The following is a 25,958-nucleotide window of genomic DNA, read 5'->3' on the forward strand; positions in this document are numbered from 1 at the left end:
CATTCAATTTAATAAAAACATAGTTACTATTCTCTCTATAATATCTGAGTTAAGAAACTCATTTTGCTTTTATTAAACTTGCTTGCAAAAGTAACACTTTGGTATATTATGACAATTAATTTTTATTAAAAATCTATAAAGTAAACCCATCATCTACTATTATATTCTGGCCATTTACGTATTTAGATAAATCAGACAATAAATACAATAAAGTTCCTGATATATCCTTTGGACTAAGCATTCCTTTATTTAAACAGAATTCCCTATAACTTTCAATAAAAGCTTTCGGCTGCCCATCCTCTAATCCTCCTAAAGAAATAGCGTTAACACGTATGTCTTTCCCTCTAAAATACTTAGCCATATATTTTGTTAAATGTAACAATCCAGACTTTATAGTTGAATACTCTACAGGCATAGTCATTTCTGTGTCTTCATATACTTCAAACCTAGGTGCTATGACTCCATAAATGGAAGATATATTTATTATATTACCATAACCTTGTTCTAAAAAATATTTTGAAAACACCTGAGATGTTAAAAAATATCCTCCTAAATTCATCCCTACATTTTCACAAAAATCATTGTATTCTACATCAAAGAAATGCCTTCCATAATTTTTATTTCTTGGGTAAGCACAATTAACAAGAGCATCTATTCGATTAAATTTTTCATGAATATTCTTAACTAAGTTCTCTACAGATGATTTTGATATTATATTCGTTTGATAAACATGTACCCTATCACTTTTCAATTCTTCTTTTAACTCATTAGCTTTTTCTACATCATATTCAGCCATTATTAAAACGCCTTCGTTATCTATGACTTCTCTACAAAACTCACTTCCTAAAAGCCCAGCAGCTCCTGTGATTACAATTACTTTTTTATTCAAGTACATATTTTAATATTTTATATCCTTCATCTATAGTATTCATTTCTTCATCGCCTGGAATTATTTTACTAATAAAGAATTTCATTTGTTCAACATACATCTCTTCTACACTCATTTTTGATTCAAAGATTACTTCTCCTTTAAATGTTATTGTATTAGTTAACAAGTCTAATAAATAAGTTCCTTGATCCGTTAAAATTTCAAAAGTTCTTTTAGGATCTTTTCTGTAATAATTTAAGACAACATTGACTGAGAAAGTCTCATAATTCCAAATATAATTTGCATAATCTATTGAAGAGATATTTAACGATGAATTACTTCTAAATACCTTTTTTATTAATTTAGGCTCTTTAAAAATCCAATATAAATAATCAATCTCGTGTATTAAATCTATATGTACTCCTCCTCCCATTTCTTTATTAGCGCTATATATTTCTCTAAAGTTTTTACCAGGTCGCCAATCAGGAAGGTAGGAACCACAATATATATTTACTTCTTCTATTTTTTTGTTTTTTAGTATATCTTTTAAATATCTTATTCCTTTGTGAAACCTTAAATTACAAGCAATATATGTTTTCACTTTTTTCTCTAATACTAGGGAAACCAAATCTTGTTCTTTTTTTCCTATTCCAGAAAACAAAGGTTTTTCAATAAATAAGGGAATATCAAATTCTAAAACTTCTTTTAAAGTCTTATAATGATTTGATGTAGGATTTGATATTATAATAAAACTAGGGTTAATGTCTTTTATTAACTTTATATCATAAAAATCCTTAACACCTTCTGATGGGAAAGATTTTTCACTGTGTCTTAAGGCATATAATTCTACCTCTGAATCCAATTTACGAAGAGAGTTTATATGTTTTTTAGCTATAGAACCAAGTCCTATTATAACAACTTTCACTTTTAAAATTCTATTGTTAGTTTATTATTCATCATTAAAAACTCTAAAAAATCAAAATCTAGAGGAACATCTAAATCAAAACAAATATGATTCATTTCAAAAATTAATGATTTCTCTGTTATAACTGAATTCAGGTTTTCTTTAAAAAACACATCTCTGTATATGTAAAATGAAGCATTCATTTCAAAAACATTTGGAGACGATTGTCTTGTTAAGAAATTACCTTTTTTACACAACTCATAATACCCCTCATTTGATTTCTCAACCATATTAAAATAAGGGTTTTTATGAGCTTTATTCACTGAAAAAATATTATACGCTTCTTTATCTAATACTATTGTATCTAATGCTTTCTCTATATCCTCAATAGTTCTCAAAGGTGAAGAAACATCTAAATCTATTAAATAATCATATTTAGTTTTTGTTCTTTGCTCCATAAAGTCCTTTGCATCTATTATAGCATCTAATTTTCCAGAATCATCAGTAGCTAATTTAGCTGGACGAACGTAATCTAAACAGATCTCTCTAATATTTAATCCTTCTACAACAGATTTAATCTCCTTAGAGTCTGTAGACAAAATGATATCTATGTTGTCTAAAGTCCTTTTCTTTTTCAACTCCTTAGCTAGCCTTAAGGTATAATAAATCAATGGATTACCTCCAATCTCTTTTATATTTTTCCCTGGAATACCTTTTGAACCACCTCTAGCACAAACTGTAATTATTATGTTCATCTAATTAAAACTTTATTTTTTTGATATCCTCTTGAGCTTTCTTAAAATCTTCATGTTTACCTACATCTAACCAATATCCAGCTAACGGGTAAGAAATAATTTTTTTATTTTCTTCTATTAATTTTTCCATTAAATCAGTAGCATTAAAAAATTGATTTTTTGGAATGTAATCTAGCACAGATCTTTTCATTAAATAGATTCCTCCATTTGAGTAATAAGTATAAGTAGGTTTCTCTTTAAAGTTTGTTACACACCCATCATTTCCTTTTTCAAGTACAGCATAGGGAATATTAACATGATACGGAATAGAAACCAAAGAAAAATCAGCATCTTTTTCTATAAAATCAAGATAAAACTGTTCGTAGTCCAAGTTTGTTAAAATATCTGAATTTGTTAGCAAAACATAATCGTGTTTAAAATCATCTATTTTAGATACAGCTCCAACTGTCCCAAGTGGTTCATCTTCCCACACATAATTTATAGACAGATTTTTATTTTCTCCGTTTCCAAAAAAACTTTCGATTTGTTCTCCTAAATACTTAACAGAAAACCAATAATCATCAATACCATATAAAGCTAACCGATCTACATTATGCTCCATTATGGCTTTATCACCTACTTTTAGTAAAGGCTTAGGTGTATCATTAGTTAAAGGCTGCAATCTACTACCTCTACCTCCAGCCATTATTACAGCATCAACAGGCAAATAAGACCTTAACACCCTGAAGTTAACAACATTAGACACAACCCCTTTTTTATCAATAACGGGTAAAACTTTATAATTTTCTTCTCTATATTTTATTATTTTCTCAATATCATACTCCCCTTTCCTAATAAACTTAGGGTTTGACTGTATAATATCTGTCACCACATTATCTATAGTTATTCCTTTTAACAACCCTCTTCTAACATCACCATCTGTCAACGAACCTATTAGCTCTTGATTTTTATTAACAATAAATAATATAGCGTCCTTCGCTAATATATCTAATTTTAATAATGCTTCCTTAATAGTACTTGAGTCTAAAAGTAAATGATCCTTATAACTTCTCATAATTCTTTATTTTATTTACAATCTTTTTTGCAGAGTTTTCCTTGTAATATATGTTTTCACCACTGTAAACACCTAGATTTAAACTCTTATTAGATGCTTCTATAATATCTTTGTGATTAAATTTTGAATTGATAACATTATTACTCTGTGCTCTACCTTTTTGTCTATTACCTACATTTACAACGTATTTATTAAAAGAAGCAGCTTCAATAATACCACTTGATGTATTTCCTAATAAAAAACTTGCATAGAACATTGCTGAAAAATAATTTTCTTTCCCAAAATTCTCTATTAGAAAGACATTATTATTGTTTTTCTCTAATAAATACAATTGATCTCGATAAATTGTCCCCATTGTATCTGCATTAGGCATCGTTATAACAAGGTTTATTTCTTTTGATATTTCTTCTAATGCTTTTCGCATTTCCAATGCATATTGCTCATTTTTTTTAAAAGCATTCGTTTCTGGATGGAATGTTATAAGACAAAAAGGTTCATCTTTTATATTAAACCTATAAAATAATTCTTCCTTTTTTATTGGTTTGAAGTTTTTTATATTTGATAAACTTAGTGCTCCAACGTTAAAAATATTTTCATCACACTCTATCAATTCTTCAACTCTATATTTATACGCTTTAGTGGATGTAAAATGTAATAATGAGCTTAGTGATATTTGGTGTCTATATATATTATCTATTGCCCCTAATGTTGTTTCTCCTCCATGTATATGACTAAATTTAACATTAAAAGGTATACCAGCTTGTACAGCCGCTGCCATTTCAAATCTATCACCCAAGCAAAAAACTAAATTATAATTATTTAAACTCCAAAAATCTGCGAATTTAAGTACTGTTAAACCAAAAGAAGTAGCTATTGAAACCTCATCATCACCTTGAATTAAAGAACCAATCTTGTGTACTTTTATACCGCTATATAACTTATTAATATTATCTAATGTATAGCCATAAAATTTAGATAAATGAGTTCCAAAAGCAATTATTTCTATTTGAAAACTATTATCCTTGATTAATTCATCTATTAATGGTTGATAAATTCCAAAATCTGCTCTTGAACTAGTTAAAACACCTACTCTCATATTAAATCATTCCATGTTATTTTATGAAACTCATCTAAATCTGCATTAGCTTTTTTGCCTACTACCTCATTCCATCTCATTGTCGAAATACCATCACCTGGTCTCAGGGAAATAATATCTTCCTCTTTTATTACCTCTCCCTTTTCTATCTTATTTTTTATATGGATACTTTTTCTTGCTATACTTCTATTTTTACTTTCACTTTCGCTTGGTTTTTTAATCCCATTACCAGACATCGCTTTTTCAATATTTCTAATAGCTGACACCATATTTTTTAGCTCTAAGGGTTCCAATGAAGCCCTATGATCTGGCCCCGGTAAGTTCCTATCTAAAGTAAAATGCTTTTCAATCACAGAAGCTCCTAAAGCCACTGCAGCTATAGGCACTTCAATTCCTAACGTATGATCTGAATAACCTACTTTTACACCAAATGCATTCTCGATAGTTTTCATTGCCTTTAAATTAACATCTTTCATTGGTGTTGGGTATTCTGTATTACAATGTAGAACGGTAATTTTAGAACGTGGCACTCCATTTTCAATAATAACATTAATAGCTTGCTCAATTTCAGACAAATTACACATACCTGTAGAAATGATAACTGGCTTTTGTTTTTGAGCAATAGATTTTAAATATGGATAATTGGTAATTTCACCACTAGGTATTTTAAATAACGGTAATTCTAAACTATCCAAGTAGCTAACACCTTCAGTATCGAAAGCGGTAGAAAAAAACTCTATCCCTTTTTCTCTACAATATTTTATTAACTCAATATGGTCTTCATGACTTAATTCTAATTTCTTAAGCATTTCATATTGAGTTGTCTCAGCCTCTTTCGTATTATTTATCTGATAATCCGCTTTTTTAGCCTTCTTACTAACTATGCTATCTGCTTTAAAAGTCTGAAATTTAACTAAGTCAACTTTTGCTTCAACTGCAACATCTATAAGTTTTTTTGCGAGTTCAATACTACCATTATGGTTTACTCCAGCTTCAGCTATTATTAATGTTCTCTTCATTTTTTTATAAATTCTCCAGCACTAATTATACTATTTTCTTTAACTGTTATTCCGTTTGATATAGTTGCATTACTTCCTATAAATGTCCCTCCTCTTACAATAGAATCGCCATTAACAACAGCACATGTTGATATATGACAATATTCTTCAATAAGAACTCCATGTTCTATATTTGCCTTTGTATTAATAATACAATGTTTTTTAATTTTTGCTCCAGAGTTAACTATAGCATCGTGCATTACAACAGTACCTTTTCCTATATGAGAATGTCTTGACACATACGCTCTTGGAGAAATTACTGTTGCAATTTGTGCGCCATAACTCTGTAACTTTTCCGAAATTTTTTTTCTAATTTGATATGACTTTATCTGTCCTACTGTTATTAAAAAGAAAGCTCCTTCCTTTACTAAACCTTCAATTAAATCATCTGTTCCTAAAATCGGATATCCTAAAACATTATTTTTTTCGGTACTAGATTCTAAAACTCCTTTAATTGTATATTTATTCTCATGTTCTATAACATCAATAACGGACATACAATGCCCACCTCCTCCTATTAAAACAATTTCAGGCTTACTCATTAATTCTAACACTGCTTGGTATATTTACTACCCTTTCTTCTAACCATTCTGAGTTTTTAAGATCTCCTTTTATGTTTTTTTCAAACATAGGAAGTTTATTCATTAATTGCCATATAGGTCTTGTCATCACTCCAGATTCATTACTCTTACTGAGAAACAAATCCCTCTCTTCCTTATCCTTTAAAACAATTGCATTTAACCAAAAATTACATTTCTCGTCTTTTCTTTCGTCAAAAAACTCTATTGAATTTTGCTTAAAAAACATAGAATATTTTTCTGCTAATTCTCTTTTGTTTTCAAGAAAATAATCTAACCTTTCTAGTTGAGCTAATCCTAAAGCTGCATTAATGTTTGGCATTCTATAATTAAACCCTATGTCATCATGAACATATTCCCACTTATGAGGAACTTTAGCTTGAGTTGATAAATGTTTTGCTTTATTAGCTAAAGCTGTATCATTTGTCAAGATTATACCCCCACCTCCAGTAGTCATTATTTTATTTCCATTAAAAGAAATTGCGGACACTCTACCGAAAGTACCTAAATGTTTTCCTTTATATACACTTCCCATACCTTCTGCCGCATCTTCAACTAATTCTATATTATATTCTTTACAAACAATAGCTATCTCTTCTATCCTACATGCATGACCAAAGGTATGCATTGGCATACATGCTTTTATCCTATTATTAGTTATTTTATTATAACATTCTCCATTTCTTAATTCTGCATTCTCTTTTAAGAATTCTTTCAATGCTTTAGGAGACATTCCCATTGTATCTACATCAACATCTACAAAAACTGGATTAGCATTAGCGTAAACAATAGCATTAGTTGTAGCTATAAACGTAAGCGGTTGAGTAATAACCTCATCTCCTAGCTTTACTCCTGCTAGCAATAGAGAAAGATGTAATGCATTAGTACCATTCACACATACAATTGCATGCTTTGCTCCTGTATATCCTGCTACTTTAGTTTCAAATAAATCTACAAATTTCCCAACACTAGAAACAAAAGTAGAGTCAATACATTCATTTAAATATTTTTTTTCATTTCCTTTTAAATTTGGAATATGTAATGGTATAAATTCATCATTCTTAGAATTGAATACTTCTCGAATGAAACTTAAAGTTTTATTTATTTGCAACATCTCTATTATTTACATTTTAGAATCTAGATATATCCCCACTTCTTTGTGTCCAAAATTTGGAATCATTTTATGAAATAACATTACAATTTCTTCTTTAGTCCATGATTTATTTTTACGTAAATTTTCTATGGTATCTAAAAAATAAGTCAGCTTTTCTTTATCAAAGTTTGGTTCATTTTTCACCACTCCAAGATTATAATGCTTATCTAAATCCAAAACTTCTTTTTCTGTAAAAAATTCTTCAAAACTTTTTTCTCCTGTAGTATTACTTTCAGCAAATAAACAAGGCCATTCTCCTTTTCTTTCCAAATTATTTATTGTATTTCTTGCTTCTTCTTCAGTATCAACCTTATGAGGTACAAATCCCTTTTCTTTTAGAAATTTTTCTGCAATTTCAGAAAAGGTAATTAGATGTAAACCTTGATCTAGTTTAGGAAAATATATATCTCTATTTTCTCCAAAAACACAAGACATTAAGCACAACTCACCTGACTCCTGAGGAACTACAAAGTATCTTTTAATATCAGAAGGTGCTGCTATTGGTTGTTTCTTCTTTATTCTTTGCTCAAATCCATGTAATAACGATCCATCTGAAAAAGCGACATTAGCAAATCTTGCTGTAGAAATATTTATACTTTTACTTTTCTCCATTAAAAACATTTCCATAATACGTTTAGACCCTCCCATCATATTAACAGGGTTCGCTGCTTTATCTGTAGAAACACAAAAATATTTCTTAGCATTCATTTCTATTGATTGTTCAATAGTTTTAATTGTATTTAGAATATTTACCTTTATCATTCTCATCAAAGTAAAAGGATCTTTTTCACTTCTTACATGTTTTAATGCAGATAAATTAAGAACATAATCATAACCTTCTCCTTTTTCTATAAAAGCATCGTACTCTAATGACCCTATATCTAGTGCAAAAGTTCTGAAATCACCTTTAATATAACCAAAAGAGCTTCTGATATCTCTTACTAATTCCACTAAATTATTTTCACTTATATCTACAACATGTAATCGTTTAGGATTTCTTTTAAAAATCTCTTTTGTTACCGCTTGACCAATTGTTCCTGCTCCACCTAAAACTAAAAAGCTTGAATTAGAAACTTCACTAAGCAACTCTTTTTCATTAACTCTAATATCTTTATCAAAGAGAAGTTCTTTCCTATTAATTAATTTTAAATAATCCATATTTTTTCTCTATTCTATATTACTCAATTCTTTCTAACTTCAAAGAATATTTAATATTGTTTTTATTTTAGTAAAATATTATAAATCATTTTCTATTTAAATCCTCGTTTTTTAAAAAAAATCTATTTTCTTCACAAGAAAACATTTAATTAAAAACTGTTTTAAACGTCTTTGATTTTACTCTAATTTAATGATTCTAATCTTATTTTTTATCAAACTTGTTGTAGACCACAAACAAAACATTTATTCAAATATTCTGTTTTCTCAATAGCTCTAACACGTCTTATTTGCAGTATATTAAAGGCTTTTAACGTGGTTTTTACTTTCATTTTCTCTTTTTTCGTTTGCAAATATACCTATTCTTTTATAACAGGAAATGTTTTTCTCCATAATTCACTATTTCCTTATTTCTTATATCATGTACTATTTGAATAGAAGGTTTTGCATCAATCAAACCAAAACCATTTCCTTTCAAAATTTCTTTATAACTATCTGTATGTAATTCTGTAAAACCTCCACTAAACTCTATTTCTTCTCCATCTACAGTGATTGAACGATATGTTCTTTGTCCTTTTTCTCTTACTTCTTTTGGGAGCGATTTTTCATTTATTGACAAAAACCAACGTACTCTTGCTTTTTTAAATTCTAAGTATCCAGCTGCTTTATCTTTTTCTCTAAGATGTACTATATTATCCTGTATTTCTCCAAAAACCCAAGACAACATATCATAAAAATGAATCCCAATATTAGTAGCTATTCCTCCTGATTTACTTTGATCACCTTTCCAAGATACATCATACCAATTACCTCTTGAGGTTATATATGTTAAATCTACATCATTTTTTTCTTTCTTAGTAGAAGCTTGAATTTTTCTTTTTAACTCAATAATACTTGGATGCAACCTTAACTGAAGAATTGTATTTATCTTATTTCCAGATTCTTTCTCTATCGCTTCTAATGCATCTACATTCCACGGATTTAAAACTAATGGTTTTTCACAAATAGCATCTGCTCCTCTTCTCAAAGCCATTCGTATATGAGAATCATGTAAGTAATTTGGTGTACAAATACTCACATAATCCAATTGAACATCTTGTTGACGTTTTATTTTTTCAATATGACGATCAAATCTCTCAAACTCAACAAAAAAATCAGCATTTGGGAAATAGCTATCCATAACACCTACACTATCAAATTTATCAAGTGCAGCTATTAAATTATTATTAGTATCTTTTATCGCCTTTAAATGACGTGGAGCTATATAACCAGCAGCTCCTATTAAAGCAAAGTTTTTCATTATAAAGTTCTATCTATTAATTCTTGAGAGAAAAAACCTTTCACATCATAAACTACAGCATCCTTCTTTTTCAATCTCTCTAAATCTATTTCTTTAAATTCATTATGAGATACTGCTAAAACAACTGCATCATATTTTTCTCCATAAAGATCTTCTTCTAATTGAAGATCATATTCTATTTGTACTTCTTCTTTTTTAGCCCATGGATCATAAACATTTACGTTTACACCATAATCTTTAAGTGCATGACACACATCTATCACTTTGGTATTTCTTATATCTGGGCAATTTTCTTTAAAAGTAATTCCCAAAATTAAAACCTCTGCATTTTTCACTTTTACATCTTCTGAAATCATCAATTTTACAACTTCTGAAGCTACATGACTCCCCATACTATCATTTAATCTTCTTCCGGATAGTATTATTTCTGGATAATAACCAAATTGTTGCGCTTTTTGAGCTAAATAAAATGGATCAACACCAATACAATGTCCTCCTACTAAACCTGGTTTGAATGGCAAAAAATTCCATTTTGTAGCTGCAGCCTCCAACACTTCACTTGTATTAATGTTCATTAAATTGAAAATCTTAGCAAGTTCATTAACAAAAGCTATATTTATATCTCTTTGACAATTTTCTATAATTTTAGATGCTTCTGCTACTTTTATTGATGAAGCCATATGTGTTCCTGCATTAATAACTGACTTATACAAGTTATCAACTTTCAATGCTGTTTCTTGAGTAGAACCTGAAGTAACTTTCAAAATATTCTCCACAGTTCTAATTTTATCTCCAGGACTTATTCTTTCTGGTGAATACCCTACGTAAAAACCTTCATTAAACTTTAACCCTGAAACACTCTCTAATACTGGCACACAATCTTCTTCAGTAGCACCTGGATATACAGTTGATTCATAAACAACAACATTTCCTTTATTCAGAACATTACCAATTGTTTTACTCGCATTTAGAAGAGGAATTAAAATAGGCTGGTTATTTTTATCTACAGATGTTGGAACAGTTACTATATAAAAATCACAACTTTCAATATCTTTTTCATTTGTAGTAACAAACAAGCCTTTCTTTCTTTTTGAATTGTTTGATACTAATACAGATTTTAGCAAATTATTATCTACCTCTAATGTTACATCTATACCTAATCTTAACTCTTCAACTCTTTTTGCCTTTATATCAAAACCTACTACAGAATATTTTTCTGCAAATAACCTTGCCAATGGCAAACCGACATAACCTAATCCAATAATTGCAATCTTTGGTGCACTCATCTCTTACTCCTAACTAAATACCTTATAAAATAGCTTACGAAATTACAAAAAACATTATTAACTAATTGTTACAAAACAAAAAAGTCTTTACCTATTTACGATAAAGACTTTTGTATATACTTTTGATTTATATTATTTCAAAATATCAAATAGATATTGAATTTCTTCCTTAATCAAAACCTGTTGATTTCCTACAAATAAACCATTCTCATGTAAATACTTTGCATTTTTTAATTCTCCATGAATTTCATAATCAAAATACTTCATTACTTCATTTTGTGTAAAGTCACCTGTAACAATTGGCCTACATTCTATCCCATTATCAAATAACTTAGCTACCACTTCTTTTCTACTCAAATTTGACTCTGGCTTAATTATTAATGAAAACCCAAACCAAGAACTTTTACTTATCTCTTTTTGTATTATAAAATCTTTATGTTCTTTAAACAACTCAACAAAGAAACTTGCATTTTCTCTTCTGTTTTCAATAAAAGAAGGTAATTTTTTTAATTGCTCAACACCTATAGCTCCACTCATTTCTAACGGTCTTACATTATATCCAGGAAGCACAAACCTAAACGATTCTTCAAACCAATCATCGCTTTTATCAGACACTAAATTGTTTTTAGGTAAATTTCTTGTCCAACCATGGGCCCTTATCGATAATAATATATGATACAACTCCTCATCATCTGTTGTTACAAAACCTCCTTCCATCGTAGCCATATGATGCGAGAAAAATGTAGAAAAAGTACCCATTATACCGAAAGTACCTGCTTGCTTACCTTTATAAGTAGCCCCCATTGACTCACAATTATCTTCTATCAAGAAAATATCTTTTCCTTCTATAATACTATTAATCTTATCAAAATCATTTGGATTCCCTAATAGATTAACAATCATTATCATCTTGGTATTATCTGATATTGCCGACTCTAAAGCCTCTAAATCATAATTTAAAGTTTCTAAATCTACATCTACAAACTTCAACTTTAAACCATATTGCTGTAAAGGAAAATATGTTGTAGACCATGATACTGCTGGAACTATAACTTCATCTCCTCTTTTTAACTTTGGATTCTTAGTAAAAAAAAGAGCAGCTACTGCTAATAAATTAGCTGTAGACCCAGAACTTGTCATAACACAATATTTAGAATCCAGATACTTTGAAAAATCATTTTCAAATTGCTTTACACTATCTCCCATAGTGTACATATCTTTATCTATTACCGATTGTATTGCGGCTAATTCTTTTTCATCCCATGTAGAGGATGCTAACTTATACTGCTTCATTGAACTCTTCTTTTTTATAATATTCAAATGTTTTTTTAACTCCTTCTTTTAAAGAAGTCTTATAACGCCAACCAAATTCGATAAGTTTTGAATCATCTATTAATTTCTGTTTCATTCCCACCGGCTTAGTTAAATCGTGCACAAATTGTCCTTTATAACCTATTACTTCAGCTATTTCTTTATAATACTCATTAATAGTATAATCATGACCTAATCCCACATTTATATTTTGTGGCATTTCATCAAACTTATCGATAGCATAAAAAATAAAATCTGCTAAATCTTCTGCATACATAAACTCTCTTCTAGCCAATCCGTCTCCCCAAATGTCTATCTCTTGCTGGTTTGCTAATGCAGCATCATAAATTTTTCTAATAACCGCCGGTATCATATGAGAATTCTTAGGACTAAACTTATCATGTTTACCGTATAAATTACAAGGAATTACTGTTTTATAGTTTTTTGTTTTATCTTCTTTCATTATGTATTCACACAATCTAGTAGACATTACTTTCGCTATAGCATATCCTTCATTTGTAGGTTCTAACTCTCCTTTCAAAATAAGATCTTCAGACAATGGGTTCTTTGCATCTCTTGGATACATACACGAACTTCCTAAATTTAGTAAGTTTTTCACTCCATTATTTTTAGCAGCCATTATTATATTTCTTCCCATATCAATATTGTCTACTAAAAAACTCACTGGTTCAGCTATATTAGCTTGAATTCCTCCTACTTTTCCTGCAGCATGAATAATAAATTCTGGCTGATTATCTCTTATATAACTATATACCGAATTATAATCCAATAAATCAAGCTCTTGACTTGTTGGAGTTAAAAACTGATATTTTGAAGCTTCAGAATACTCTAAAATATTCTTTCCTACCATTCCTGACGCTCCCGTTAATAATATTTTCATTTTTTATTCGAAATAATTATTTGTGTAGTATCCTCCTTGCTTTAAGTATTGATCTTTGGTCATCAATTTTAGATCGCTTTGCATCATATCTTTTACCAAAGCAGGTAAATCATATTCTAATTCCCAACCTAGTTTTTCTTTTGCTTTGGTTGGATCACCTATTAACAAGTCCACTTCAGTTGGCCTGAAGTATTTTGGATCTACTGATAAAACTTCTTTACCTATTTCTACTTGATACTTCGGGTTATTACAAGCTTTTACATAAGCCTTCTCATCAACACCAGTCCCTTTAAACTCTAATTCAATTCCAGCTTCATTAAAACTCATTTTAACAAAATCACGCACTGTTGTTGTTTTACCTGTTGCAATTACCCAATCTTCTGGTTCATCTGCTTGTAATATCATCCACATCATTCGTACATAATCTTTTGCATGTCCCCAGTCTCTTTGAGCATCTAAATTCCCTAAGTAAAACTTATCTTGTAATCCTAAAGCTATTCTGGAAGTTGCTCTAGTTATTTTTCTTGTAACAAATGTTTCTCCTCTAATTGGCGATTCATGATTAAATAAAATACCATTACATGCATACATACCATATGCCTCTCTATAATTTACCGTTATCCAATACGCATACATTTTTGCAACAGCATAAGGACTTCTAGGATAAAAAGGTGTAGTTTCCGATTGAGGTACTTCTTGAACCTTTCCGTAAAGCTCTGATGTTGATGCTTGATATATTTTTATTTTCTTTTCTAACCCTAATAACCTAACAGCATCCAAAATACGTAAAGTTCCAAGGCCATCAGCATTACCTGTATATTCTGGTATTTCAAAAGAAACATGAACATGGCTCATTGCTGCCAAATTATATATTTCATCTGGCTGAATCTCCTGAATTAAACGAATAATATTTGTACTATCAGTCATATCTCCATAATGTAAAAAGAAATTTCTATCTTCAACATGAGGATCCTGATATATATGATCTACCCTATCTGTATTAAACAAAGATGTTCTTCTTTTCAATCCGTGGACCACATATCCTTTCTTCAATAAAAACTCACTCAAATAAGCTCCATCCTGACCTGTTACACCTGTAATTAATGCTACTTTTCTAGTACTCATAATCGTTTATTAAATTAGGCAACCACTTCGTTACCTTTATTATATTCATTTCTTAAATTATTGATGCTTTTATCTTACAAATTAACCACATCAACCTCTTACAATCTATTCTTATAATCTCTCACTATCAAACATGCTTTACACCTAAGTTTAAAGTTTTCTTCTCAACAACTTCACATCTTAATAGAATAGCTTACGAAATTACAAAAAACATCATTAACAAAATATCATAAAATAAAAAAGTCTCCATCTAAAAAGATGAAGACTTTTGGTGGGCGCGAAGGGATTCGAACCCCTGACCCCTTGGGTGTAAACCAAGTGCTCTGAACCAACTGAGCTACGCGCCCGCTTGCAATTAACTTCTTAAGAGTTGTGGGCGCGAAGGGATTCGAACCCCTGACCCCTTGGGTGTAAACCAAGTGCTCTGAACCAACTGAGCTACGCGCCCTTAATTGCTAATTGCGGGTGCAAATATATAACTCTTTTAGATATCTGCAATAACTTTTTTCACTTTTTTTTATAAAATTTCTGCAACAACAAACGTACTCCCTCCAATATAAACAACATCTTCTCTTTCTGAGTTCATTTTCGCTTTTTCAAAAGCTTGATTTACAGAAGAAAAAGCTTCTCCTTCCAAATTACATGCATTCGCCTGCTCTTTTAAAAAAATTTCTGACATTCCTCGTGGAATATTTGGTTTACAAAAATAATAAGTCGCTTTTGGGGGAAACAATCTTAATATTTCTTCTATTTTTTTATCAGAAACCACACCTAAAACAATATGTAAATTTTTATAATTTTCTTTTTGAAGTTGCTTTAATGTATAAATTAACCCCTCTTTATTATGAGCAGTATCACAAATTACCTTAGGATTTTCTTGTAATATTTGCCAACGTCCTTTTAAACTCGTGTTTTTAGCTACCTTTAAAAGCCCTTGTTTTATATTGTTTTCTGAAATAATAAAGTTTTTTAATTGTTTTACTGCTAAAACTGCCGTTTTTACATTTTTCAATTGGTATTCTCCTAGTAAATCTGTTTTAAACTTATTTTCTTCTTCTTCTGAAGCAAATAAAATTTCAGAATTACATTCTTTTGCTTTCTTTTTAAATACCTCTACAACTTCTTTTTGCCTTTCTCCTATAACTACAGGTATTTCATTTTTTACAATCCCTGCTTTTTCAAATGCTATTTCTGGTAATGTTTCTCCTAAAAACTGAGTATGATCTAATCCTATATTAGTTATTACCGACACTTCTGGCTTTATAATATTTGTTGAATCTAATCTTCCTCCTAATCCAACTTCAATAACCGCTACATCTACCTCTTCTTTTGCAAAGTAATCAAATGCCATTCCTACTGTCATTTCAAAAAAAGATAACTGTTGCTTTTCTAAAAACTCTTTATTAGCTGTTATAAAATCTACAACGCTTTCCTTTAGAATTTCTTTACCATTTATTCTAATACGTTCTGTAAAGTTCTTTAAATGCGGAGATGTGTATAATCCTACTTTGTATCCTGCTTCTTGTAATATAGAAGCTATCATATGACTTGTTGAACCTTTTCCGTTTGTTCCTCCTACATGAATTGTCTTGAACTTTCTTTCTGGATTTCCTAACTCTTTACTTAAAGCTACAATATTTATTAAGTCTTTTTTAAAAGCTGTTTTTCCTTGACGCTGGTACATTGGCAATTGTGCAAACATCCAATCTAAGGTTTCTTGATATGTCATTCTATAAAGCAACTCCTATTTGATAATATTCAAAACCTTTTTCTTTTAGATTAAAAGCATTATACTGATTTCTACCATCAAATATTATCGGTTTAATTAATTGTTTTTTTATCTCATTAAAATCTGGTGACCTAAATTCTTTCCATTCTGTTAATAAAATTAAAGCATTAGCATCCTGTAAAACATCGTACTTAGATTTACAATAAACTATACCTTCTATGTTTTTTAAATAAAAATCTTTTGCCTCATCTATCGCTTTAGGATCATACACTTTAAATTTAGCTCCTCTTTTCACTAATGCTCTAATTACATAGTTCGCTGGTGCTTCTCTCATATCATCTGTTCCTGGTTTAAATGCAAGCCCCCATAAACCAAAAACTAATCCATTTAAATCTTCACCAAATCTTTCAATAATTTTATTTGCTATAATTAATTTTTGCCTGTTATTTACACTCTCTACGGAATTAATTAATTCTGCCTTATATCCATAATTTTCTCCCATTTTATTTAAAGCCTTTACATCTTTTGGGAAGCATGAACCACCATATCCTACTCCTGGGTAAATAAAACTATACCCTATCCTTGAATCTGAACCAATACCTAATCGAACTTGATTTACATCTGCACCTACTCTTTCACATATATTAGCTATTTCATTCATAAAAGAAATTCTCGTTGCTAACATTGCATTAGCCGCATATTTAGTCATTTCAGCTGACCTTACATCCATTGTTATGAAACGGTTATGAGTTCTAAAAAAAGGACTATATAATTCTTTCATCTTATCAAAAGCATATCCACTTTCAGCTCCTATAACAACTCTATCTGGCTTCATAAAATCCTGAATCGCTGTACCTTCTTTTAAGAATTCTGGATTTGAAACTACCTCAAAATTAATTACAATATCTCTTTTAGTTAGCTCTTTTTGGATAACGTTTTTAATTTCATTTACAGTTCCTACCGGTACTGTTGATTTATTTACAATAACTAACTCATTATTCATATGCTTTCCTATTTCATTTGCCACAGATAACACATATTTTAAGTCAGCTGAGCCATCTTCCCCCATTGGTGTTCCAACAGCTATGATTACAACCTCTGTATTTTTTATAGCATCTTCAATATAGCTTGTAAAATGTAAATTTTTGTTTTTTACATTTCTTAAGACCATAGCCTCTAAACCTGGTTCATATATAGGGATCTCACCTTTTAAAAGTTTATCTATTTTTCCTTTATCAATATCAACACATATAACTTTATTCCCCATTTCAGAAAAACATGCGCCAGACACCAACCCTACATAACCTGATCCTATTACTGTTAAATTCATTCTTAATTTTGAAACTTACAAGTGAATAACTTGTTATTTTAATAAACTAAATATTTATTGTGACAAAGAGAATCTGTAGATAATTGTTCCTCTTTGTTTTGATGGTGCTTTACCATCTGCATTCCATTTTGTTCTTAAAGCTGCTTCTTTAGCAGGTTTTAATAAACATGGCGCTGTGTTAGTTGATCCTTTTACTCCAGGTACTGCTTTAATCACCTTACCATTTTGATCTACTTCTATACTCACAACCACTGTTCCTTCCTCTTGGCACTCTGGCTTTTTTATAGGTTTGGATAATGCCTTTCTTCCTGCTAAGTTATAATTACCTCCAGAGCCACTACCGCCTCCTCCATAATATTTATTAGAGCTAGGATCACCATTCTCTTTACCTTTTACACCAACCTCATTATCATCTCCTTCTCCTTTATCTGCTCCATCTTTTGATGTCCCATTCAACAAACTATTTAAAGCATCTGTTGCTTCTTTTGATGGCTTTGGTTTTGGTTTTGGTTTTTCTTTAGGCTTTTCCTCTTTAGGAGTTTCTTTTACCTCTTCTTTTTTTTCTTCTATCTTCTCCACAACTGGAACATCATCAGCGGTATCATCAGTAATTACTTCTTCCTGAATTGCCTCTTCCTGTACTTCTTGCATCTCTTCTACAATTTCTTCTTGCTGTTCTTCAGGTACTGATTGTGATTTTGTTTTTTCAACTGGCTCTCCACTCCCAACATCTGAGTTTCCAAAATTAATTGCTACTCCATATTCAATGGGAGGATCAAGATACTTCATCCCGTAATTGAATATTCCAAATAATAAAAGCAACAGAATAATTGCTGTTATTACTGCTGATTTACGTTTATGTTGTGTATCTAAAATTGACATTTTATTTGCCCTTTACTGCTAATATCATTTTCAACTTGTTCCTATTTGCAATATCTATAACTCTCATTACATTTTTATATGGAACATTTTGATCGCCTCGTATTACTACTGTTTTCTTTTTACCTGGCCCAACTTTTGCTAAAATTGAGTTTTCTAAATTAGCATTACTAACTTTAGTTTTATCAATATAAAAAGAAGAGTTTTTTGTTATTGTTACTGCTACTGAAGTATTATTTTCTGTTTTCCCTCCTGCTTTAGGCAATAAAACATCTATTGCACTAACGGTAACCAGTGTAGATGTTAACATGAAAAAAATCAACAACAAGAAAACAATATCTGTCATTGAAGACATATTAAAACTTGGATCTACTTTATTTCTTCCTTTTAAATTCATTATACTGGCTCATTTAATAAATCTAAAAACTCAACTGATTTAGCTTCCATTTGATAAACTACTTTATCTGTACGAACTACTAAATGATTATATGCAATATATGCAATAATACCAACTATTAAACCTGCTACTGTGGTTGTCATTGCTGTATATAAACCATCTGATAACATTTTAATGTCTATTTGACCACCAGAGTTTGCTATTTCATGTATTGCAACTATCATTCCAATTACTGTTCCTAAAAATCCTATCATTGGTGCTGCTCCAGCTATAGTTGCTAATACCGATACGTTCCTTTCTAACTGATAAACTTCTAACTTACCAGCATTCTCTATTGCTGTATTAATATCATCTAATGGTTTTCCTATTCTAGAAATACCTTTACCAATTAATCTTGCAGTTGGTGTTTGTGTGTTTTCACACATTGCTTTAGCACTATCTAACTTACCACTAGTTACATGATCTCTAATTTGGTTCATAAAATTTTTATCAACCTTAGATGCTGCTTTAATTGCAAAAAAGCGTTCAAAGTATATATAAAGAGCTACTGCTAATAACACAAACAATAGTGCTATGATAATTTGTCCTCCTAATCCACCATCTTTAATTAACTGGATTATAGATAATGTTTTTTCTTCTGACACTTCTTCTAACAATTCTGTACTTTCTTGAAATAACAACATTAAAAATAATATTAGAGTTTGTAATTAATTTACGTTAACTAATTAACGATTTGTTTTATTGAAAATTGTTTTAAAATACAAGTATAAAAAAGTCTTCCTCAATAACCATGATTAAGGAAGACTTTATTTTTATTTATTATATTTTTTTAGATAAATGTTCTCATTAACATGAACGCTAATGATCCTACTAAAAATCCGATGAAAGCTAACCAAGAGATTTTCTTTAAATACCAGAAGAAATCTATTTTTTCCATTCCCATTGCCACAACTCCTGCAGCCGAACCAATGATTAACATACTTCCACCTGTTCCTGCTGAAAAAGCAATAAAGTGCCATAACGGATTATCTATAGGTTCTGAGAACATTCCTAATGAAGCTGCTACTAAAGGTACATTATCAATTACAGCTGAACCAATTCCTAATAAAATCACTACTAAATCAGAAACATTTGTTCCTGCCCCTTCAGTTCCCATTAAAGGAATCCCTTGTTTTAAACTATCAGCAAAATTAAATAAGATCCCTAAAGACTCTAAAGCTGCTACAGCCATTAAAATACCTAAGAAGAATAAAATACTTGGCATTTCAATTTTAGATAAAGATGCATGTACTGGACTATGGTGTGCATGAGCATCAGATTCTTCGCTATCAAAATCTGTTAATGAGAATTTTGTTCTACTATAAATTTCAGCAAAAGTAGCTACAACTGCTAATGATAACATCATTCCTACATAAGGAGGTAAATGAGTAACTGTTTTAAAGAAAGGTACAAATACAATTGCTCCTAGTCCTAAATATAACATTCTAGCGCTATGAGGACTTTTCTTTTTATCATCATCACTTTCATCTGTTTCTATTTCTCCTTTGAAAGCTGGTAAAAAAGATGCTATAAAAGTTGGTACTACCATACAAAGCACTGATGGTATAAATAAATACGCAACTAACATTGGCGTAGTTACTTTTTTACCTATCCATAACATTGTAGTTGTTACATCTCCAATTGGCGACCAAGCTCCTCCTGCATTTGCTGCAATAATAATTAAACCTGCAAACCAAATTCTATCTTCTCTACTTTTAACTATTTTTTGTAAAATAGAAATCAATACAATGGTAGCTGTTAGATTATCAATAATCGCTGATAATATAAATGCTAAAACACCAAACATCCAAAGAATTTTCTTCTTACTCTTAGTTTTTACATATCCTTTAATTGTGGAGAAACCATCAAAATAATCTATTATTTCAACTATAGTCATTGCTCCTAAAAGGAAAACTAAAATTTCGGCTGTTTTTCCTAGATGATGTAATAATGTTTCTTCTACTAAATGCATTTTATCATCGTGGGCTAAGGCACTAAAACCTTCTACTAAAGCATGCTTTGACGAATCAAACCAGTTAGAAAAACTATCTACTCCCAGAGCCACTAAGGCCCAACAAATAGCCATCATTATTAATGCTGGTATTAATTTATCTAACTTAATGTTATGCTCTAAAGTAATGGCCAAATATCCCATTACGAATACTAAAATAATCGCTAACTCCATTTTTTATTTAATTTGTTTTTATATCAATTCTTTTAACGCGATTTCGAAGGCTGTCTCGCTAATTTTTGTTTTAGATGCACTCTTTGCAAAAGTTTTTTGAAGTGCTTTCTTTATGGTGTTTGAAGTATCTGTGAATATAGCTTCATCTGTCATTTCAACTCTACGTTCCATAAAGTATGCAAATACTCTAGCCATTCCACAATTTGAAATAAAATCTGGAATCAAACTAACTTTCTTATCAGTTTCCTCCATGATAGGGCCAAAGAATATTTCTTTATCAGCAAATGGTACATTTGCTCCACAAGAAATCACTTCTAAACCTGTATCAATCATTTTATTTATTTGATCTTGTTGTACTAATCTTGAAGCAGCACACGGAGCAAATATTTCACATGGTAAATTCCAAATACGTTCATTCATCTCCTCAAAAGGAATCATATTTTCAGATACTAAAGTATTACCATCTTTATTTAAGAACATTTCTTTAATTTCTTCAAACGAAAATCCTTCTTCATTTATTACTCCTCCTACTCTATCAATAATTCCAACAACCTTAGCTCCCATTTCTGCTAAATAAAATGCAGCTGCAGAACCAACATTACCGAAACCTTGTACAATAGCTCTTTTTCCAACTACTGTACCTCCATAGATATTATAATAGTGACGAATAGCTTCAGCAACTCCATAACCAGTAATCATATCAGCTACAGTATATTTTTTTAAAATACTTGGAGATAACTTTTCGTCTTCTAATACTTTTATAACTCCATGACGTAACTGACCTATTCTATTAATTTTATCAGCTTCTGTTGGTTTAAAGTGTCCATTAAAAACTCCTTCCTGTGGGTGCCATACACCTACATCTTCAGTCATTGGAATTACTTCATGAATTTCATCAACATTTAAATCTCCTCCAGTTCCATAATAGTTTTTTAATAATGGAGCCACTGCTTTATACCAACGCTCTAAAACTCCCTTTTTACGAGGATCGTGTGGGTCAAAGTTAATTCCTGATTTAGCTCCACCAATAGCCGGTCCAGAAACAGTAAACTTAACCTCCATTGTTTTTGCTAATGAAGTTACTTCATACTTATCTAAACCTTTACGCATACGGGTACCACCACCAGCAGCACCACCTCTTAGTGAATTTATAACTGTCCAACCTTCTGCTTCTGTTTCAGAATCTTTCCAGTTAAAAACTATTTCAGGTTGTTTTTCTTCGTATTTTTTTAATAAATCTTTCATTTTAAATTTTATAGGTAAATTCAACTTTAATTGTTTCTCTTTTTCATCTTTTGAAGTTCTTTACAATTTGTCCCCATAGGGGAGTTAAAGTTGATTCATCTTACTGTGGTTTTTAATAATAGTTGTGCTTACAAAACTACCATAAAAAAACATATTTTACACATTATTAATTCAATTAGCTCTATTTTATAAAATATATTGAAAGAAAATTGATTAAACATTTAAAATAACTCTGCTAAAATACATAGGAAACTTTAAATACTAAAAAAGTTTCCTTGGTTTTTTGTAAATTTTAACATAAAAATTAATTTTTATTATGGTTCAAATATTTCTCCTGAAGAGTGATTTTTATTTGCCCCTGTGACAGAAGCCAAGCAATTCACCTGATTATCAACCTTTAAAACACCTAAAAAACCAAAAATTAATGCTTCCTTGTAATTAATAAGCTCATCATTAACTTTTTCTACCCTAGTTTTAGCATAAAAATCAATTCTTTCCATCAAAAAAGAGTTATATACGCCTCCTCCTGTAGCTAAAACTGATTTACTATTTTTGATAACATTTCCTATTTGAACTGCTATATGTTCAACAAAAGTTCTTAATATTGTTTGAATATCCTCCTCTAAACTGTCTATCAATGGAAAAATTTCTTTTTGCACCCATTCTAAACCTAACGATTTCGGAGGATTAATCTTATAAAAATTTAGTTGATTTAATTCATTCAATAGAATTTGATTGACATTACCACTTGACGCTAAATCTCCATTATCATCATATTCCTTGCCTATCTTTCGTGTATAATGGTTCAAAACAATATTTACTGGACAAATATCAAAAGCTATTCTCTTGGTATTCTTTTCAAATGAAACATTCGCAAAACCTCCTAAATTTAAACAATATTCATAATCTGAGAACAATAACTTATCTCCAATTGGAACCAAAGGAGCTCCTTGACCTCCTAATTTTACATCTTGAGTCCTGAAGTCACAAACAACTTTTTTATTGGTAATATTTGCTATTTGTTGACCATTACCAATTTGTAAAGTGATTCCATTTTCTGGTTGATGCAAAATAGTATGACCATGGGAAGCTATAAAATCTAATGTTGATATTTCATTGATTTCAATAAACTCATTTAAAAGCTTACCAAGAAGAATTCCATACTCTATATCTAAGCTTTTCAAATCTTCTTCTCTATATGAAATAGCTTTCTGTAATTTATTTTTCCATTCATCCGAATATGAAAAAGTATCGGCATTAATAATCTGGAAGTTTTTATATGAATTTGAGTCAAATTGGATATAAGCTAAGTCAATTCCATCTAATGAAGTTCCAGACATTAACCCAATACAATAAATATAATTGTTTAACATGAAGTAAAAGTAGTAAGTCTATTGAAAATTTGCTATTAAAAAAGTATCTTTGGGGACATTTTTTACGAAATTAACAAAAATATAAATTAGATAATGGATTTTAATCTTACAGAAGAGCATTTAATGATTCGTGATGCTGCACGTGATTTTGCACAAACCGAATTACTACCTGGAGTAATAGAAAGAGATGAAAAACAAGAGTTTCCTAACGAATTAGTTCGTAAAATGGGAGAATTAGGTTTTATGGGAGTAATGGTAGACCCAAAATACGGAGGAAGCGGAATGGATGCTGTTTCTTATGTATTAATAATGGAAGAATTATCTAAAATTGATGCTTCTGCTTCTGTTATGGTTTCTGTTAATAATTCTTTGGTTTGTTATGGTTTAGAAGCATACGGTACTGAAGAACAAAAACAAAAATATTTAACAAAATTAGCTACAGGTGAACAAATTGGTGCTTTTTGTTTAAGTGAGCCTGAAGCAGGTTCTGATGCTACATCTCAAGCTACAACTGCTGAAGATAAAGGTGACCATTACTTATTAAACGGTACTAAAAACTGGATTACTAACGGAGGTCGTGCTGATGTCTTTTTAGTAATTGCTCAAACTGATCGTTCTAAAAAGCATAGAGGTATCAATGCTTTTATAGTTGAAAAAGGAATGGACGGATTTGATATTGGACCAAAAGAAGATAAATTAGGTATTCGTGGTTCTGATACTCATACATTACAATTCAACGACGTTAAAGTGCCAAAAGAAAACCGTATTGGTGAAGATGGATTTGGTTTTAAATTTGCCATGAAAACTTTATCTGGTGGTAGAATTGGTATCGCTGCTCAAGCTTTAGGTATTGCTTCAGGTGCTTATGAATTAGCTTTAAAATATTCAAAAGAGCGTAAAGCTTTTGGAACGGAAATTTGCAATCACCAAGCAATTGCATTCAAATTAGCTGATATGTACACTGAAATTGCTGCTGCTCGTCATTTAGTGATGAAAGCTGCTTGTGATAAAGATAATGGTATTAACTACGATCAGTCTGGTGCTATGGCAAAATTATATGCATCTAAGGTAGCAATGGAACAAACTGTTGAAGCTGTTCAAATCCACGGAGGTAATGGTTTCGTAAAAGAATACCATGTAGAACGTTTAATGCGTGATGCAAAAATTACTCAGATTTATGAAGGTACTTCTGAAATTCAAAAAATTGTAATTTCAAGAAGTTTAATAAGAGACTAAGTTTATTCTCTAATAATATTAATAAAGCTCATCAAAATTGATGAGCTTTATTTTTTAAAATCTATTTTATGTAAATGCAAACCTGATGCTGGTGCAATGTTCTTTATTAAATCAACATCAGAATCTGGATTCAAACTATCTTTAATGAATTCCAAATCAAATTCACCTTTTCCTAAATCGTGTAAAGCTCCCATTATTAATCGAATTTGATTTCTCAAAAACCCTTCTCCTCTTACTATTAACACATAACTTTCTTTTGGGAAAAAAGAAGCTGTTAACTCGGTATTTTTTTCAATTCTACAATAAACAATCTCTCTTTCAACTTTAGTATCTTTAGATGGTTTAGTACAGTATCTTTTATAGTTATTAAAGCCTTCAAATAACTTAGCCCCCTCTTTCATTAATTCTATATCTAACTGTTCTCTAAAACGTGTTAAAAAAGGCGCTGAATAAGGGTGATTCTTTTCTCCGTAAGAAAAATAATATCGATACTCTTTTAACTTTGGATGTTGAATAATATTAAAATCTCTATCAATATCTTCAATCTTTAAAGCACGCATATCTCCAGGAGCGTTTGCATTAAAATCTATCATAAATTGATCAAAGTCTACTTCTTCATCAATAAATAATTGAAATGCGAAATGGCTTGCAGAAACTCTTGCATCAGTTCGTCCAACCCCCAAACTCTTAAGCCGAATTCCTTTATAAATAAACTTTAATGTTTTATCTAAAAAAAGATGTCCTGTTTTTAAGTTTGGTTGTTTTTGCCAGCCATGAAAACGAAAACCTAAATATTGTATCGTTACTAAATAAGAATGCTTATAATTCATTTTTCAAATATAAAATTTTGGCAAAAAAAAACCTCAATCTTATTGTATAAGATTGAGGTTAAAAAGAAAGGCAACGACCTACTCTCCCACCATCGGCAGTACCATCGGCGCTAATGGGCTTAACTTCTCTGTTCGGAATGGTAAGAGGTGAGCCCCATTGCAATAATCACC

At 30.3% G+C, this 25,958-nt stretch carries 24 protein-coding genes, 2 tRNA genes and 1 rRNA gene; 1 reads left to right on the forward strand and 26 read right to left on the reverse strand.

What is annotated here, in order from left to right; all coding sequences use genetic code 11:
• Window positions 1-133 precede the first annotated feature (133 nt).
• The 24 genes from Q0958_RS17865 to Q0958_RS17980 form a co-directional block, all read right to left on the reverse strand.
• On the reverse strand, window positions 134-895 hold the full coding sequence (locus Q0958_RS17865) for an oxidoreductase (RefSeq protein WP_299125675.1): 762 nt from the start codon (window positions 893-895) through the stop codon (window positions 134-136).
• Window positions 882-1,793, reverse strand: a complete 912-nt coding sequence (locus Q0958_RS17870) for a Gfo/Idh/MocA family oxidoreductase (RefSeq protein ID WP_299125677.1) — start codon at window positions 1,791-1,793, stop codon at window positions 882-884. The genes Q0958_RS17865 and Q0958_RS17870 overlap by 14 nt, the downstream gene beginning before the upstream one ends.
• Window positions 1,794-1,795: 2 nt before the next feature.
• The gene (locus Q0958_RS17875) at window positions 1,796-2,527 is read right to left on the reverse strand and encodes an acylneuraminate cytidylyltransferase family protein (protein ID WP_299125679.1); all 732 of its coding nucleotides are present in this window, start codon (window positions 2,525-2,527) and stop codon (window positions 1,796-1,798) included.
• Between the two features lie 4 nt (window positions 2,528-2,531).
• A complete protein-coding gene (locus Q0958_RS17880) occupies window positions 2,532-3,581 on the reverse strand; it encodes a nucleotidyltransferase family protein (protein WP_299125681.1) in 1,050 nt (349 codons plus the stop codon).
• A complete protein-coding gene (neuC, locus tag Q0958_RS17885) occupies window positions 3,568-4,677 on the reverse strand; it encodes a UDP-N-acetylglucosamine 2-epimerase (protein ID WP_299125684.1) in 1,110 nt (369 codons plus the stop codon). Before neuC ends, Q0958_RS17880 begins: the two co-directional genes overlap by 14 nt.
• Window positions 4,674-5,696: an N-acetylneuraminate synthase gene (gene neuB / locus Q0958_RS17890; RefSeq protein WP_299125687.1), complete on the reverse strand. Its 1,023-nt coding sequence runs from the start codon at window positions 5,694-5,696 to the stop codon at window positions 4,674-4,676. The genes neuC and neuB overlap by 4 nt, the downstream gene beginning before the upstream one ends.
• Window positions 5,693-6,277 carry a NeuD/PglB/VioB family sugar acetyltransferase gene (locus Q0958_RS17895; protein ID WP_299125690.1) on the reverse strand — a complete coding sequence of 195 codons (585 nt, stop codon included), beginning with the start codon at window positions 6,275-6,277 and terminating at the stop codon, window positions 5,693-5,695. The genes neuB and Q0958_RS17895 overlap by 4 nt, the downstream gene beginning before the upstream one ends.
• Complete coding sequence (locus tag Q0958_RS17900; protein ID WP_299125728.1) at window positions 6,270-7,424, reverse strand: LegC family aminotransferase; 1,155 nt, start codon at window positions 7,422-7,424, stop codon at window positions 6,270-6,272. Before Q0958_RS17900 ends, Q0958_RS17895 begins: the two co-directional genes overlap by 8 nt.
• A 12-nt stretch (window positions 7,425-7,436) precedes the next feature.
• Window positions 7,437-8,624 carry a UDP-N-acetylglucosamine 4,6-dehydratase gene (locus tag Q0958_RS17905; RefSeq protein ID WP_299125693.1) on the reverse strand — a complete coding sequence of 396 codons (1,188 nt, stop codon included), beginning with the start codon at window positions 8,622-8,624 and terminating at the stop codon, window positions 7,437-7,439.
• 364 nt (window positions 8,625-8,988) lie between these two features.
• A complete protein-coding gene (locus Q0958_RS17910) occupies window positions 8,989-9,921 on the reverse strand; it encodes a Gfo/Idh/MocA family oxidoreductase (RefSeq protein ID WP_299125696.1) in 933 nt (310 codons plus the stop codon).
• Window positions 9,921-11,207 carry a nucleotide sugar dehydrogenase gene (locus Q0958_RS17915; protein ID WP_299125699.1) on the reverse strand — a complete coding sequence of 429 codons (1,287 nt, stop codon included), beginning with the start codon at window positions 11,205-11,207 and terminating at the stop codon, window positions 9,921-9,923. Before Q0958_RS17915 ends, Q0958_RS17910 begins: the two co-directional genes overlap by 1 nt.
• 132 nt (window positions 11,208-11,339) lie before the next feature.
• Window positions 11,340-12,500 carry a DegT/DnrJ/EryC1/StrS family aminotransferase gene (locus Q0958_RS17920; protein WP_299125701.1) on the reverse strand — a complete coding sequence of 387 codons (1,161 nt, stop codon included), beginning with the start codon at window positions 12,498-12,500 and terminating at the stop codon, window positions 11,340-11,342.
• Window positions 12,487-13,419, reverse strand: coding sequence for a GDP-L-fucose synthase (locus Q0958_RS17925; protein ID WP_299125703.1), 933 nt, complete (start codon window positions 13,417-13,419; stop codon window positions 12,487-12,489). The genes Q0958_RS17920 and Q0958_RS17925 overlap by 14 nt, the downstream gene beginning before the upstream one ends.
• A 3-nt stretch (window positions 13,420-13,422) precedes the next feature.
• Window positions 13,423-14,544 carry a GDP-mannose 4,6-dehydratase gene (gmd, locus tag Q0958_RS17930; RefSeq protein WP_299125705.1) on the reverse strand — a complete coding sequence of 374 codons (1,122 nt, stop codon included), beginning with the start codon at window positions 14,542-14,544 and terminating at the stop codon, window positions 13,423-13,425.
• Window positions 14,545-14,813: 269 nt separating this feature from the next.
• Window positions 14,814-14,891: transfer RNA gene (locus Q0958_RS17935), tRNA-Val, on the reverse strand.
• Window positions 14,892-14,917: 26 nt separating this feature from the next.
• A tRNA-Val gene (locus Q0958_RS17940) sits at window positions 14,918-14,992 on the reverse strand.
• 69 nt (window positions 14,993-15,061) lie between these two features.
• Complete coding sequence (locus tag Q0958_RS17945) at window positions 15,062-16,273, reverse strand: folylpolyglutamate synthase/dihydrofolate synthase family protein (protein WP_299125708.1); 1,212 nt, start codon at window positions 16,271-16,273, stop codon at window positions 15,062-15,064.
• 1 nt (window position 16,274) lies between these two features.
• Window positions 16,275-17,603: a UDP-glucose/GDP-mannose dehydrogenase family protein gene (locus tag Q0958_RS17950; RefSeq protein WP_299125711.1), complete on the reverse strand. Its 1,329-nt coding sequence runs from the start codon at window positions 17,601-17,603 to the stop codon at window positions 16,275-16,277.
• A gap of 54 nt (window positions 17,604-17,657) precedes the next feature.
• The gene (locus tag Q0958_RS17955) at window positions 17,658-18,485 is read right to left on the reverse strand and encodes an energy transducer TonB (protein WP_299125713.1); all 828 of its coding nucleotides are present in this window, start codon (window positions 18,483-18,485) and stop codon (window positions 17,658-17,660) included.
• A 1-nt stretch (window position 18,486) separates the two neighbouring features.
• Entirely contained in the window at window positions 18,487-18,879 is a 393-nt protein-coding gene (locus tag Q0958_RS17960; protein ID WP_235276110.1) for a biopolymer transporter ExbD, read from the reverse strand.
• On the reverse strand, window positions 18,879-19,562 hold the full coding sequence (locus Q0958_RS17965) for a MotA/TolQ/ExbB proton channel family protein (RefSeq protein ID WP_235276111.1): 684 nt from the start codon (window positions 19,560-19,562) through the stop codon (window positions 18,879-18,881). Before Q0958_RS17965 ends, Q0958_RS17960 begins: the two co-directional genes overlap by 1 nt.
• Window positions 19,563-19,708: 146 nt before the next feature.
• On the reverse strand, window positions 19,709-21,103 hold the full coding sequence (nhaD, locus tag Q0958_RS17970; protein WP_299125718.1) for a sodium:proton antiporter NhaD: 1,395 nt from the start codon (window positions 21,101-21,103) through the stop codon (window positions 19,709-19,711).
• Between the two features lie 18 nt (window positions 21,104-21,121).
• Window positions 21,122-22,348: a Glu/Leu/Phe/Val dehydrogenase dimerization domain-containing protein gene (locus Q0958_RS17975; protein ID WP_150901346.1), complete on the reverse strand. Its 1,227-nt coding sequence runs from the start codon at window positions 22,346-22,348 to the stop codon at window positions 21,122-21,124.
• Window positions 22,349-22,662: 314 nt separating this feature from the next.
• Window positions 22,663-23,721 (reverse strand): anhydro-N-acetylmuramic acid kinase, encoded by a 1,059-nt coding sequence (locus tag Q0958_RS17980; RefSeq protein WP_299125721.1) that lies wholly within the window; start codon window positions 23,719-23,721, stop codon window positions 22,663-22,665.
• 93 nt (window positions 23,722-23,814) lie between these two features.
• Between Q0958_RS17980 and Q0958_RS17985 the strand changes: the two genes are divergently transcribed.
• The gene (locus tag Q0958_RS17985) at window positions 23,815-24,957 is read left to right on the forward strand and encodes an acyl-CoA dehydrogenase (protein WP_299125723.1); all 1,143 of its coding nucleotides are present in this window, start codon (window positions 23,815-23,817) and stop codon (window positions 24,955-24,957) included.
• Between the two features lie 47 nt (window positions 24,958-25,004).
• Here Q0958_RS17985 and Q0958_RS17990 read toward each other — a convergent pair whose 3' ends face one another.
• Together Q0958_RS17990 and rrf are read right to left on the reverse strand one after the other, a co-directional pair.
• The gene (locus tag Q0958_RS17990) at window positions 25,005-25,787 is read right to left on the reverse strand and encodes a tRNA pseudouridine(38-40) synthase TruA (RefSeq protein ID WP_299125725.1); all 783 of its coding nucleotides are present in this window, start codon (window positions 25,785-25,787) and stop codon (window positions 25,005-25,007) included.
• 65 nt (window positions 25,788-25,852) lie between these two features.
• Window positions 25,853-25,958: ribosomal RNA gene (gene rrf / locus Q0958_RS17995) — 5S ribosomal RNA — on the reverse strand; the annotation flags it as partial.

The organism is uncultured Tenacibaculum sp. (assembly GCF_947499065.1).
Taxonomy (GTDB): domain Bacteria; phylum Bacteroidota; class Bacteroidia; order Flavobacteriales; family Flavobacteriaceae; genus Polaribacter.